Source organism: Paenibacillus sp. KS1, assembly GCF_001680695.1.
Lineage (GTDB): Bacteria > Bacillota > Bacilli > Paenibacillales > Paenibacillaceae > Paenibacillus_B > Paenibacillus_B suaedae.
Genome location: NZ_MAIS01000031.1, coordinates 21,660 through 34,403, shown reverse-complemented (window position 1 = coordinate 34,403; position 12,744 = coordinate 21,660). Strand labels below are relative to the sequence as shown.

Annotated in this window: 12 protein-coding genes; 9 read left to right on the top strand and 3 right to left on the bottom strand. The window is 48.1% G+C overall.

Features of this window, described 5'->3' with window-relative positions:
• Positions 1–5: 5 nt before the first annotated feature.
• The 8 genes from BBG47_RS12515 (at position 6) to BBG47_RS12490 (ending at position 6,931) form a co-directional block, all read left to right on the top strand.
• Positions 6–1,142 carry a M20 family metallopeptidase gene (locus BBG47_RS12515; protein WP_065291971.1) on the top strand — a complete coding sequence of 379 codons (1,137 nt, stop codon included), beginning with the start codon at positions 6–8 and terminating at the stop codon, positions 1,140–1,142.
• Positions 1,143–1,180: 38 nt separating this feature from the next.
• Positions 1,181–2,614 (top strand): NAD-dependent malic enzyme, encoded by a 1,434-nt coding sequence (locus BBG47_RS12510; RefSeq protein WP_021256967.1) that lies wholly within the window; start codon positions 1,181–1,183, stop codon positions 2,612–2,614.
• Positions 2,615–2,624: 10 nt separating this feature from the next.
• Positions 2,625–2,765, top strand: coding sequence for a sporulation histidine kinase inhibitor Sda (sda, locus tag BBG47_RS31070; protein WP_083189260.1), 141 nt, complete (start codon positions 2,625–2,627; stop codon positions 2,763–2,765).
• A gap of 398 nt (positions 2,766–3,163) precedes the next feature.
• Positions 3,164–4,210, top strand: coding sequence for an ABC transporter substrate-binding protein (locus BBG47_RS12505; protein WP_065291995.1), 1,047 nt, complete (start codon positions 3,164–3,166; stop codon positions 4,208–4,210).
• A gap of 240 nt (positions 4,211–4,450) precedes the next feature.
• Positions 4,451–5,362, top strand: a complete 912-nt coding sequence (locus BBG47_RS12500) for an ABC transporter permease (protein ID WP_094183158.1) — start codon at positions 4,451–4,453, stop codon at positions 5,360–5,362.
• A 2-nt stretch (positions 5,363–5,364) separates the two neighbouring features.
• A complete protein-coding gene (locus BBG47_RS12495) occupies positions 5,365–6,162 on the top strand; it encodes an ABC transporter ATP-binding protein (protein ID WP_065291970.1) in 798 nt (265 codons plus the stop codon).
• 108 nt (positions 6,163–6,270) lie between these two features.
• Positions 6,271–6,408: a hypothetical protein gene (locus BBG47_RS29910; RefSeq protein WP_175400525.1), complete on the top strand. Its 138-nt coding sequence runs from the start codon at positions 6,271–6,273 to the stop codon at positions 6,406–6,408.
• 334 nt (positions 6,409–6,742) lie between these two features.
• Positions 6,743–6,931, top strand: a complete 189-nt coding sequence (locus BBG47_RS12490; protein ID WP_021256963.1) for a hypothetical protein — start codon at positions 6,743–6,745, stop codon at positions 6,929–6,931.
• A gap of 82 nt (positions 6,932–7,013) precedes the next feature.
• Here the strand turns inward: BBG47_RS12490 and BBG47_RS12485 are convergent, their stop codons facing one another.
• From BBG47_RS12485 to BBG47_RS12475, 3 genes are all read right to left on the bottom strand, one after another.
• Positions 7,014–9,128 carry an ABC transporter ATP-binding protein gene (locus BBG47_RS12485; RefSeq protein WP_065291993.1) on the bottom strand — a complete coding sequence of 705 codons (2,115 nt, stop codon included), beginning with the start codon at positions 9,126–9,128 and terminating at the stop codon, positions 7,014–7,016.
• A gap of 24 nt (positions 9,129–9,152) precedes the next feature.
• Positions 9,153–10,889, bottom strand: coding sequence for an ABC transporter ATP-binding protein (locus BBG47_RS12480; RefSeq protein ID WP_065291969.1), 1,737 nt, complete (start codon positions 10,887–10,889; stop codon positions 9,153–9,155).
• A 613-nt stretch (positions 10,890–11,502) separates the two neighbouring features.
• Positions 11,503–11,955 carry a DUF441 domain-containing protein gene (locus BBG47_RS12475; RefSeq protein WP_021260612.1) on the bottom strand — a complete coding sequence of 151 codons (453 nt, stop codon included), beginning with the start codon at positions 11,953–11,955 and terminating at the stop codon, positions 11,503–11,505.
• Between the two features lie 84 nt (positions 11,956–12,039).
• Between BBG47_RS12475 and pcp the strand changes: the two genes are divergently transcribed.
• Positions 12,040–12,699 (top strand): pyroglutamyl-peptidase I, encoded by a 660-nt coding sequence (gene pcp / locus BBG47_RS12470; protein ID WP_065291968.1) that lies wholly within the window; start codon positions 12,040–12,042, stop codon positions 12,697–12,699.
• The last annotated feature ends 45 nt before the right edge of the window (positions 12,700–12,744 follow it).

Sequence of the window (12,744 nt, the reverse complement as noted above, 5' to 3'; positions counted from 1 at the left end):
TAGATATGAAATTCGTAGAGCAATTGGAACGGTGGCTGCCCGAAATGCTTGCCCTGCTGGAGCAGAGTGTGAATATGGATTCCCCATCAACGAATAAAGAGTTAACCGACCGGATGATAGATTGGTATGAGGCTTGCTTCAAGAAGGAACTTGGAGCAGTAGTAGAACGAGTTCCGAATGATAGATATGGAGATAGACTCGTCGTTCGCGTAGGCAGCGGTCCGAGGAGCATATTGCTCGTAGGCCATGCGGATACCGTATGGCCTGCGGGAGAGACGAAGAGAAGGCCATTCCGCGTAGACAGCAAACGAGCTTACGGGCCCGGTGTATATGATATGAAGGCGAGCTTGATCCAAGCATTATTTGCGATAAAAATTCTACAATTTACAAACAGACTTCCCGAACAGCTATCAATTGTGTTATTAATTAATAGTGATGAAGAAATTGGAAGTCCAACTTCGCGACAATGGATTGAATTCTATGCGAGAGACTGCGAGGCGGCCTTCGTGCTAGAGCCGCCGATGGAGCCTACTGGAGCATTGAAGACAGCTCGCAAGGGTAGTGGTCGATTCTATCTATCTGTTGAGGGACAAGCAGCACATGCGGGTGTCAATCCCGAATCGGGCGTATCTGCGGTCGAAGAGTTAGCACATCAAATTATTCAACTTCACCGTATGTCGGATCCAGAACGCGGCATACATGTGAACGTTGGTAAAATAAGCGGTGGGATTGGAGCCAATGTGGTAGCCGATTATGCCGAAGCAGACATTGATGTGCGCGTCCGGACGATGGAAGATTTCAATCGATTTGTAGAGAGGATTCATGGACTTGCTTCAATTCATCCCGATGTTCGTCTCCGATTGACTGGAGACATGAATCGTCCCCCTATGGAGCGGACAGATTCGATTGCGAAGCTGTATCAGATAGCTAGAGAAGCAGCGAAAGAACAATTGAACTTGGAGTTGGAGGAGACAAGCACGGGCGGTGTAAGCGACGGGAATTTCATAGCAGCATGTGGAGCACCAACGCTCGATGGATTAGGTGTGCGCGGAGATGGCGCACATTCACCGTCGGAATTTATTTGGCTGCATGAGTTGCCGCGTCGAACTGCATTGTTGGCTAGTATACTGGAACGTCTGTAACGTTAAGGAAGCAGTTGATTCAGGGGAGAGTGCAAGCCATGGCCAAGTCACTAGGTTCAAGCACGAATATTATTATTCGAATGGAAATTGACAAGCATGTATGTACATTTGCTCAGATTGCAGCAGCAATCGGCGAGAGCGGCGGGGATATTGTTGCGATAGACGTCATTCGCGGCACACCGGCATTTACAGTACGAGACGTTACGGTCAATGTGTATGATGGCAGTGTAGGTGATCGCATCGTACAGCGGTTGAAGCAGCTGAAGGGTGTTACGATCGTGAACGTCTCGGATCAGACATTCCTGATGCACCTCGGCGGCAAGATTGAAATGACCCCGAAAGTACCGATTCGTAACCGTGACGATCTGTCACGCGTGTATACGCCAGGCGTTGCCCGTGTATGTATGGCTATCCACGAAGATCCTAACCGCGCCTATACGCTGACGATTAAGCGGGATACGGTTGCCGTCATCTCGGATGGAACGGCAGTGCTGGGGCTTGGCAATATTGGAGCACTAGCAGCAATGCCAGTTATGGAAGGGAAGGCAATGCTGTTCAAGCAGTTTGCCAATGTAGATGCTTTCCCGATCTGTCTGGATACGCAGGACACGGAAGAAATCATACGAACGATTGAAGCGATTGCGCCGGCATTTGGCGGCATTAACTTGGAAGACATATCGGCACCGCGCTGCTTTGAAATTGAGCAGAGATTAAGCGAGAAATTGGATATTCCTATTTTCCACGATGATCAGCATGGTACATCTGTAGTCATGCTGGCGGGAATTCTCAATGCGTTGCGTATCGTTGGCAAGTCGATCGAGGATTGCAAGATTGTGCTGTGCGGCGTAGGTGCAGCCGGAATGGCATGCACGGAGATGCTGCTCACAGCAGGAGTTGTGAATATCATTGGTGTCGATCGTCAGGGTGCGCTAGTACGCGATACCGTGTATGAAAATGAAGCATGGAATCGGTACGCATCGAAGACAAATCCGAACTTAGAGAGCGGTTCTCTGAGTGATGTTATCCGAGGTGCGGATGTATTTATCGGCGTATCCGGGCCAGGTGTATTGAAGAGAGAGGATGTCATGACAATGGCTTCCGACCCAATCGTATTTGCTATGGCCAATCCGACTCCAGAAATCGATCCGGACGAAATCGAAGATATTGCTCGCATTATTGCAACAGGCCGTTCGGATTACCCGAACCAAATCAATAATGTTCTCTGTTTCCCAGGGCTGTTCCGCGGCGTGCTGGATTGCCGTGCGTCCAAGGTGACAGAACGTATGAAGCTGGCAGCGGCACATGCAATTGCTGAAGTTGTACCTGCCGATGAGCTGAATGAACTCTATATCATTCCGAGCGTCTTTAATGCACAAGTTGTGCCGAAGGTTCGTGATGCGGTCGTAGATGCGGCCTATGCGGATGGCGTGGCACGCAGACGTGATTACAGAGACGTGAACAAAGGGGTATAATCTACACGTTATGTACACGTTATTGACCGACGAATCACTACAAGAAGCTTATGAGGAAGCTGTTCGTATGCAATTGGAGGCTACATTTGTCGATATGCTTCTTGCTGAAATTGAATATCGTAGGAAGCGGATAAGTCTCGAGGCTTCCTGATGCACCTTGTTCTGCTTGCGTTTCATGCTTAGAAATACATTTGAAAACAATCATACATGACAGCCACTCTTTCAAACTACGATGTCTGAAGGGGTGGCTGTTTTATATGTAGGACAGCGATTATTTAAAAAGTAGAGAAAAACACAAAAAAATGAAATAAAATACTAGAAAATGCCATATTTATCAAACGTTATTATTGACGAGTTGGAATATGTAGGTACAATATGCCTATAACGCGTTACTTGGATCATGCTTTTAAGCTTTTGTGGTTTTATGCTTTTATGTGGTAAATCATTTTTTTGTTGAAATTGACCACTGCTAACAACGTTAGTGTTGTGGTGAACCAAGAAAAATGATAGTTTACAAGAATTTATGATGTGAAAGGGAGAATGGTCATGATGAAATCTCGTCGTCATCTTGTTATGACTGCAATTATGTCGCTTCTGATGCTGTTTGCAGCTGCATGTGGGAATGGTGGATCTGCCAATAATGCCACTAGTGAAGGGAGCGGAGGAGCTAAGGGCTCTGCTGAAGGCAAGAAAGTCAAAATTGGCATTACCCAGGTTGTCAATCATGCATCCCTCGATGAGGCCTATAAAGGCTTCGTTCAAGCATTAAAGGATAATGGTTATGTCGAAGGAGAGAACTTAGTACTGGATCATCAGAATGCTCAGGGTGATCAGACAAATGCAGCTACGATCGCGCAGAAATTCGCGACGGGCGGAGTGGATCTCATTTTAGGGATTGGCACATCGGTTTCTCAAGCTGCAGCGAAGGAGACGAAGGATATTCCTGTGCTGTTTACGGCGGTTACGGATCCTGTAGGAGCGGGTCTTGTGCAGAGCATGGAGAGCCCTGGCGGCAATGTGACGGGAACGACAGATCTGCATCCGGAAGCGATCTCCAAGTTGATGGAGTTCATTAAGGACAATGTCAAAAATATTGCATCAGTAGGCATCATCGCGAATGAAGGCGAGCAAAACACCGTAGTCAATGTCCAGAAAGCTGAGGAAGCTCTAACAAAGCTCGGGTTATCGGTTGTCAAAGCCCCTGTAACGAATAGCTCGGAAGTGAAGCAAGCTGCGGAATCGCTTATTGGCAAGGTGCAGGCCATTTATGTTCCTTCTGATAATACAGTCGTAAGTGCGTTGAACTCGGTTATTGGTGTGGGCAATGACAATAAGATTCCGGTGTTCGTTGCAGAGAAAGACTCAGTAAAGAACGGCGGTGTTGCTTCCTTCGGCTTCGAATATTTCGATCTAGGTTATACGACCGGCAAGATGGCTGTTGAAATCCTTAAGGACGGCAAGAAACCGGCTGATGTTCCTGCTCGTATTCCTGAATCTCTCGATTTGGCGTTGAACCTGAAGGCTGCAGCTGCTCAAGGATTCGATGTATCGGATGCGATGAAGCAGCAGGTCAAGCCGGAGAACTTGTTCCAATAAAGACGGTAGGCATTGCTTCGCTGCACATGCGGAAGACGAAAGAGAGCAGAATCATGCTTTACCGAACCGTTCTATGAGGCTCTAATCGCGCATCAAGTGTAAGCACAGGCAGCCGCACTACTGCACTACATACGGCCTGTACGATAACGGCTTGGCGACCGCAATCATGTTGGTTGTTCGAGTTGATTTCGATACGGGCCGTTCGTTCATTTATACGAATCGAGGAAGGAGCGATGGCTCGTGGATGGATTTGGATTAGCGATGCTGAAATCGGCCGAGTTAGGCGTGTTATATGCTGTAATGGCGTTAGGGGTATACTTAACATTTCGCATACTTGATTTCCCGGATTTAACGGTAGACGGAAGCTTTACGACGGGTGCAGCGATCGCTGCATTATCAATAACTTCGGGCATATCGCCTTGGATTGGTACGCTGCTTGCATTTCTCGGTGGTGGAATTGCAGGCATGATTACGGGTCTTATTCATACGAAGGGGAAAATCAACGCACTTCTATCTGGCATATTGATGATGATTGCTTTGCATTCCATTAATTTGCGGATTATGGGCAAGGCCAATATTGGCCTGATGCAGAATGAGACGCTGCTGACGCCTCTATCGCATGGATTTACGCTGCTTTTGGTAATGGGAGCATTTGCGCTGCTTATTAAATTTGGTCTGGACTGGTTTTTGCGTACGGAAATTGGTTTGTCACTGCGCGCGACGGGGAACAACCCGCGGATGATTCGCAGCTTCGGTGTGCATACCGACAATACGATTATTCTTGGCGTCAGTCTCTCGAATGCACTTGTTGCTCTATCAGGCGCACTTGTCGCGCAATCCCAAGGGTTCGCGGATATCCAATCCGGGGTAGGCATGATTGTTGTGGGGCTGGCCTCTGTCATTATCGGTGAGGCGATATTTGGCCATCGCACGATCATGCGTGCTACGCTAGCTGTGGTGCTAGGTGCTGTGCTGTATCGGGTCATTATCGCAATTGCTTTGCGAATGCAAATGAATGCAACCGATTTGAAGCTGCTCACAGCAATTATCGTTATTGTTGCCTTAACGATACCGATGATTCGCAAGTCATGGAATCAACGTCGTGCAAGCAAGCTTCGTGCTATCCAGATGATTCAAAAGGGTGGTGAATAGGGATGCTGCATGTCAATCAGGTAAGTAAGTTTTTTAATGCGAATACGGCTGATGAGAAGATGGCATTGTCTCATATTCAACTGCATTTACAACCTGGCGACTTCGTTACGGTTATAGGTAGCAATGGAGCAGGCAAATCGACCCTAATGAATATTATTTCCGGAGTGATTGCGCCTGATGTAGGTAGCGTCTCGTTAGATGGTCATGAGGTAACATCCATGTCAGAACATCGCCGGAGTCGCTGGATCGGTCGTGTGTTCCAAGACCCGATGGCTGGAACGGCACCGGATATGACGATTGAGGAAAATATGTCTATTGCCCTGCGCCGTGCAACGAGACGGGGGCTGGGATTCGGTGTTACGCGCGCTCGCCGAACCTTGTTCAAAGAGGAATTGTCCAGACTTAAGCTTGGTTTGGAGAATCGCTTGAACGCTAAGGTGGGATTATTATCTGGCGGTGAGCGCCAAGCCTTAAGCTTATTGATGGCCACGTTCACGCAGCCTAGTATCTTGCTGCTTGATGAGCATACGGCAGCCCTTGATCCTGGCCGTGCAGAGCTTATTACTCGTCTAACAGAAGAGATTGTGCGAGCATCAGCGCTTACTACACTCATGGTGACACACAACATGGAGCAGGCCATTCGGCTAGGCAATCGCCTTATCATGATGGATAAGGGGAAAATCGTGCTTGATATTCCGTCGAAGTCGAAGCAGACATTAACGGTAGATTCCTTGCTTCGCGAGTTCGAGCGTGTTCGTGGGGAGAAATTTGTGGATGATCGGGTTGTGCTCGGAGGATAGTCCCAAGATATGTTTGAAGATACTTGAAGAGATCCTACAGGAATTAGATCGGCATAAGACGTTATAAATGTGGGGTAAGCGGGAAGTCTATAAGTGGAGGTGAGTGATATGCCGCATAACAAAGCGCAGCGAATTCATCAACAACAGAATCAGGCCAGCATCATGGAGGAGCAAGTAACTCCGAAGCTAGGCAAGATTGCCCACCGGGCAGCAAGCTTGAACCAGATTCCGAAGCAGCAAGGCTAGACGGATACTCATTCATTATATGATGCCTGATGCCTCGTACTTCCGGAAGAAGGAATGAACTTGCGTGCAATGCTGACCTTCCCAACTCATGGATGACAGACGACAAAGCACAAGACAAAGGAGTGTAAACAAATGGCACATAAACAACAAGGACATTCCCGTCAAAATACGACGACGCGTACTTCAGATGCCAATAATGCAAAAGGCAAACACAAGTAACTGCAATAACAATTAAGCATGTATACAGCAATCATGTTGGCTTATCCTCGATATTGCAGTTATGAAGTATTGCCTTTCCTGTTGTCTAACGCCTTTCAAGGAGGATGCCAAATCGATGGATCATCTGAATCTGGAGAGCGACTACTCCTGCTCTCAGGCAAGTACCGATTTGCCGCAGCTTAAGGCAGAACTTGAATCGCTTCGTTCAAAGGCGATTGGAGGCATGTCTTATGATCTGGAGCAGGAACTCAATCGAGTAGAGAATCAAATCCACTTTATTAAAAATAAGTGTTCCCTGCGTTAAATGATTGTATCGATCAGAAAGAGCGTTCACCATGTCTGCTTATGCAGACGTAGTGAACGCTCTTCTTATTGAACATGATCGATTAGGTCGTAGGGACAGCAGAAGCCGAACTCGTGCCAAGCTTCGTACTGGATAAAACTGCTGCGGTATGCTCTATAGGTGCAGCGACTGAACCTTGCTGGAGCTGGTACATCTTATAGTAACGTCCTTGCAGTTCCATAAGCTCATCATGGGAGCCTTGTTCTACAATCTCACCACGATGGAGCACAAGAATCACATCCGCACTGCGAATCGTCGATAAGCGGTGGGCGATGATGAATGTGGTACGTCCACGCTTCAATACATCGAGTGCCTCTTGAATCAGAGCCTCTGTCTCCGTATCAATGTTCGCAGTTGCCTCATCCAGGATTAAGATGGAAGGCTGGAACGCTAGAGCACGGGCGAAGGAAATCAACTGACGCTGTCCGGCTGAGAGTGTGCTTCCCTTCTCGATAACGGGCTCATCAATACCGTTCGGAAGCTGCTTCAATATTCGATCTGCGCCGACGGCCTTCAAGGCGTCCTCCACCTGTTGGCGCGAAATGCGCGGATCGCCGAGACTGACATTGCTGGCGATTGTTCCGGTGAAGAGGAACGGATCTTGCAGCACGATTCCCATATGCTCACGAATCCATTGCTTCGGAACGCTCGTGATAGGCGTACCGTCAATGCGGATTTCCCCTTTTTGCGGGTCGTAGAAACGGAAGAGCAAGTTCATTATCGAGCTCTTTCCGGAACCAGTATGGCCGACGAGAGCAACCGTCTGTCCTGGCTTCGCCTCGAAATTGATGTTCTTCAGGACGTAATCTTCCTTATATGCGAAGGAGACGCTGTCAAACTCAACATGCCCCTTATAGCGCGGCATGGAGCCTTCGTCGAGCTCTTCGCCATATTCATCCATGAGCTCGAAGACACGCCCAGCCGAGACGATGGATGAATCGAGATTGGCTAGTTGGTTCACCATTCCGATAATTGGATGGAACAAGCGGTTCAACAGATCGGTGAATGCATACAGCACACCGAGCGTGATGATCCCGGAGCCGCTCAAGGAAGCGCCAGCGAAATACCAGAGCACAACCGCAAATGCAATGTTGCGCAATACATTAACCAAGTTGTGCGAGGTGAATGCATTCAAGTTCAACATCTTATTCTGGTACGTAAAGTACTCGTCGTTCATGGCATTGAATTCATCCATTGTGTGACGCTGACGGCGGAATGCACGAATGACAGGCATCCCTTGGATCGATTCGTTGATCATGGCGTTAATGGAGCTCAGTCGCGAACGAATGATCTTGTTGTAGCGAGTTGCGAACTTACGGTACAGAATAACCCACAATACGATAAGTGGCAGCACGAACATGCAGACGAGCGCCAACTTTACATCCAAGATGAACAGTGCGACATAAATACCAGATATCGTAATGATCCCGGATGTGAAGTTCGCCAGTACGGAGACGAACAAGTCTTTCACTGCTTCGGTATCATTGGTTACACGTGAGACAACCTTCCCTGCGGGCAGGTTATCGAAGTACGGGATTGGCAGACGCTGCACATGGGCATAGACATCGCCGCGAAGTGTTCGAATAACTCGGTTCGCAGCCGTCTGTAAGCCAAGTGTCTTGCCGAAGCTCATGAAGATACTCACGACAAGCAATCCAAAATAGAGAGCCATCAACTTCACGATGCTTGCAATCTCCGGCTCGTAGAAATGCAATATTTCTTGCAGAGACATGACGACAGCAGGGGAGCTATAAGCCGTATCGCCCGTTCCGATCGTCAAGGTTCCATCCTTGAATATCCGATCACCCGTTGCTTGTTCAGGAATGTGTCCATTCACGAATAGGAATTGGGAGCCGACTTGCAGAATGCGTGCTTCGGCGCCTTTCTCCTCGCCAGGCTCAAAGCGATCCTCGCGCTTTAAGGTACGTCCTTCGTATGTGATGGCACCCTCTGCTAGCGCATTAACTTCATAATAGGGCTTCTCAATCCCCAAGATATGCGTATCGATAATCGTCTTGGCGATGAATGGGCCGGACAGCTCTGCCGCCACGGCCAGCGCCAACATGAGTAGTGCAAGTATGAACGTACCTTTATATTTCAACGCATAGCGCCATAATCGTCTGCCTACATGACGAGGCGCTTCTTTTTGTTGTTCCATTTCCACGTTGTATTTCCTCCCTTCTTACAATCCAGACTCCAATTGCTGGCGGTCATACTGTTCCTTATACCAGCCGCCTTGCTGGAGCAGTTGCTCGTGCGTGCCTTGCTCGACGATGCGTCCGTCATCCATGACAATAATCATATCTGCATGCTCGATGGCAGACAGACGGTGTGTTGTAATGAGTGTCGTCTTGCCAGCACGCTGCTCACGAATATTCTTAATAATATTCGCTTCTGTCCGTGCATCTACCGCAGAGAGGGCATCATCCAAAATAAGCACTTCTGGGTCTTTAATGAAGGCACGTGCCAGAGATACACGCTGCTTCTGACCGCCAGACAGCGCCACACCTTTCTCACCAACGATCGTGTCGATACCGTTGACCAGGGTAGGAAGGTCATGTGTGAAGGAGGCCGTATCGATGGCATTCATCACATCTTGTTCCGTACCATGTTCTGAACCGTGTAGAATATTTTCTTTCACGGTTTTTGAGAATAGAATTTGCTCCTGCGGCACATAACCGATCCAGCTGTGGAGTTGATCCATTGGAATTTGATCGAGCGGCACGTCATTGATTAAGAACTGACCATTCCCAATCGGGTATTCCCGCAGCAATTGTTTAATGAACGTTGACTTGCCGCTGCCGGTACGTCCGACAATGCCCAACGTCTGACCTTTGCGCAGCGTAAGTGAAATGTCCTCCAGATTAGGCACCGTCGACGATGGATACTGGAATTTGTAATGCTTCCAAGTGAAGGTTGCTGGAACATCGACTTCCTTAGGTTGCGCTGCATCCTGTACATCTGGGGTGTAATGAAGAACTTCGTTTACCCGATCCATTGCGGCATTCCCACGCTGCATAACATTGATAAGTTCGCCAATGGCAAACATTGGCCAGATCATAAATCCAAGGTACATATTGAATGTCAGCAATTCACCTAGTGTCATCTCATTATGAATAATCAGATAAGCACCGAATCCAAGCCCGATCATGTAGCTAAGCCCGATAAACAAGCGAATAACGGGATCGAACAACGCATCAATTTTGGCAACAGCGACATTCTTCTCATACACGTCCTGTACGATGTTGCGGAAGTGCTGTTCATCTGATTTCTCTTGTACATAGGCGCGAAGTACGCGTACACCGCCAACTGATTCGAGCACCTGATCATTCATTTTGCCGACCGCATCCTGTGCAATGGTGTAGCGCTCATGAATCTTCTTGCCGAATATCTTCATCGCGATGGCGATGAAGGGCAGCGGGAGCAGCACCGCAAGTGTCAGCTTCCACTGCATTATAAGCATTGCGACAAGCACGGTCGCGAGAAATGCAGTCGAGTCGGTTAAGGTAAGCATGCCGAAGCCAGTTGTCATGGCAACGGAACGCAGGTCATTCGTTGATCGCGCCATTAAGTCGCCTGTACGATTCTTCTCGAAGAACGGAGGCGTCATCTTCAAGAACTGGCGCATCAGCTTGGAGCGCAGCTTGCGCTCCACAAGGTTGGCTCCTCCGAAGATTTGATACATCCATACATACGTAATTCCATAAATGATCACCATGGAACCGAGAATGTAAAATAGGTACTTCGTTAGAGACTGCCACGTGATCGCACCTGTTACGATCTCATCGATAGCATTACCGAGCAGTCGGGGAGGCAGAAGTTCAAGTATGCCTACTGCGATGAGCAGGGTTACCCCGATTAAGTATCTCGTTTTGTGTTCTTTAAAGAACCAGCCGAGCTTTCCTAGTACGGAAAACATACATTCACATCCTTTGTCATTTGTTGCAGATTGATCGCCAGACAATAAAAAAAGGGCATACCGTTCGTAAACGATATCCCTTGATGAATAAGGTCATATGTACGAGCGGTGAGCGCCCGTTGTCCAATCCTGATTCCACGATCCGAAATCCATCATGGCACTTGATTGGCGATTACCCAATCAGTACCTCATGATCTATCGAAATGGATTCATTCTTCCGTTCGATCTAATCGTTAGAAACCAATCAGATCGCTCGGTTCAGCAGGGCTCCACTGATATGAAATTGCTTGTGCTGCGGCTGCGTTATCAATGTGTTGATTTAGCAATTGTACTGTCAACATGGAGTTTACCTGCCTTTCTGCATGAATTTAGTTGGACGATTCATTGTTATCGTCCTGTCTGCTTGTTGATTCTAGCACTGTGGATGAAATATTGTCAATCATTTTGTTGCACAAATTTAACATTTGACGTGCCTTATCCCATTGATCATATTTGCTGCTGAACTGCTAATATGCGACAGCTAAAGCAGCTGCTATGTGAGCAAAATAGCCCTAATAGGTGATTTGCCGTATATCAGGAATCATCGTATGATGAAGATGATTCGAGGTCGTCGTTATGATTTCCCGAGCAGCAATGACAGTATGCCTGCTGCAATGAGAGGGCCGACCGGAACACCGCGGAACAAGGCCACGCCAAGAACGGTGCCTACGAGCAGACCAGCGACCACAGTTGGAGATTGAGTCATTAATTGGGCGCCGCGGCCTCCCAAATACGCAACGAGGATTCCGACGGCAATAGCTAACAGCGACTTCCAATTCATAAAGGATTGCGCGATCGTATCGATGGACATTTTGCCGCTTGCAATCGGTGCCATGACTCCGATCGTCAAGATAATGATGCCAACAGTTAATCCGTACTTCTCAATCCAAGGGAATAGGCTCTGCATGTTCGTCACGCGGAGCAGCAGAAGAACGACCATTGCGATCGTAACGGTAGAATTGCCGCTTACAATGCCGAGTCCTGCAAATCCGAGCAGGATGAGGGATGAAATATCTAGTTGTGACATGGTATGTATCTCCTTTCACATTCGTTGACAAGAATAGCATATTTCCTACGTATTGAAAATAAAACAGAGCGGGGTGCTGTATCGATGAGCAACACAGTAATCATCACAGGGTTTGACCCATTTGGCAATGAAACGATTAATCCTTCTTGGGAGGCAGTTAAGCTGCTTCATGGTCGCAGTATCGGACGTTACGACGTTCATGCCATCCAGCTTCCAACCTCGGTCGAGCGGGCGGGAACCGTGCTGGCGGAAACAATGGAGCAAGTGAAGCCGGAAGCCGTGATCTGTGTCGGTCAAGCCGGAGGCAGACCGGATATTACACTGGAACGTGTAGCCATTAATTTGAAGGATGCACGCATACCTGATAATGATGGGGCGCAGCCAACTGATGGAGCCATTGTCGAGAATGGGCCAGTCGCCTATTGGGCCCGTATGCCATTGAAGGCAATTCGCGCGGCTGTACAAGAAGAGGGCATCCCTTGCTCGATTTCCTATACAGCGGGAACGTTCGTGTGTAATGCGATATTTTACCGGCTGATGCACCTTCTTAATGAGCAGCAAGATCCAAATCATAAGCGCGGCGGATTTATTCATATCCCATTTTTGCCCGTACAGGCAGCTCGTTATTCCAACATGCCGAGTATGTCGCAGGATGATGTGGTGAAGGCGCTTGAAACGGTCATTCTTCACTTAGACGATGCGGAGAATGCAAACGAAAGTGCAGGGACGTTACACGGAGCCTAAGTTTAGGATATAATAGTACTTTTCGATACAGATCCTAAGAGGATT

Coding starts and splice junctions, on each gene's coding strand:
- BBG47_RS12515 (WP_065291971.1), top strand. CDS start 6: ATGAAATTCGTAGAGCAATTGGAACGGTGGCTGCCCGAAATGCTTGCC.
- BBG47_RS12510 (WP_021256967.1), top strand. CDS start 1,181: ATGGCCAAGTCACTAGGTTCAAGCACGAATATTATTATTCGAATGGAA.
- sda (WP_083189260.1), top strand. CDS start 2,625: ATGTACACGTTATTGACCGACGAATCACTACAAGAAGCTTATGAGGAA.
- BBG47_RS12505 (WP_065291995.1), top strand. CDS start 3,164: ATGAAATCTCGTCGTCATCTTGTTATGACTGCAATTATGTCGCTTCTG.
- BBG47_RS12495 (WP_065291970.1), top strand. CDS start 5,365: ATGCTGCATGTCAATCAGGTAAGTAAGTTTTTTAATGCGAATACGGCT.
- BBG47_RS29910 (WP_175400525.1), top strand. CDS start 6,271: ATGCCGCATAACAAAGCGCAGCGAATTCATCAACAACAGAATCAGGCC.
- BBG47_RS12490 (WP_021256963.1), top strand. CDS start 6,743: ATGGATCATCTGAATCTGGAGAGCGACTACTCCTGCTCTCAGGCAAGT.
- BBG47_RS12485 (WP_065291993.1), bottom strand. CDS start 9,128: ATGGAACAACAAAAAGAAGCGCCTCGTCATGTAGGCAGACGATTATGG.
- BBG47_RS12480 (WP_065291969.1), bottom strand. CDS start 10,889: ATGTTTTCCGTACTAGGAAAGCTCGGCTGGTTCTTTAAAGAACACAAA.
- BBG47_RS12475 (WP_021260612.1), bottom strand. CDS start 11,955: ATGTCACAACTAGATATTTCATCCCTCATCCTGCTCGGATTTGCAGGA.
- pcp (WP_065291968.1), top strand. CDS start 12,040: ATGAGCAACACAGTAATCATCACAGGGTTTGACCCATTTGGCAATGAA.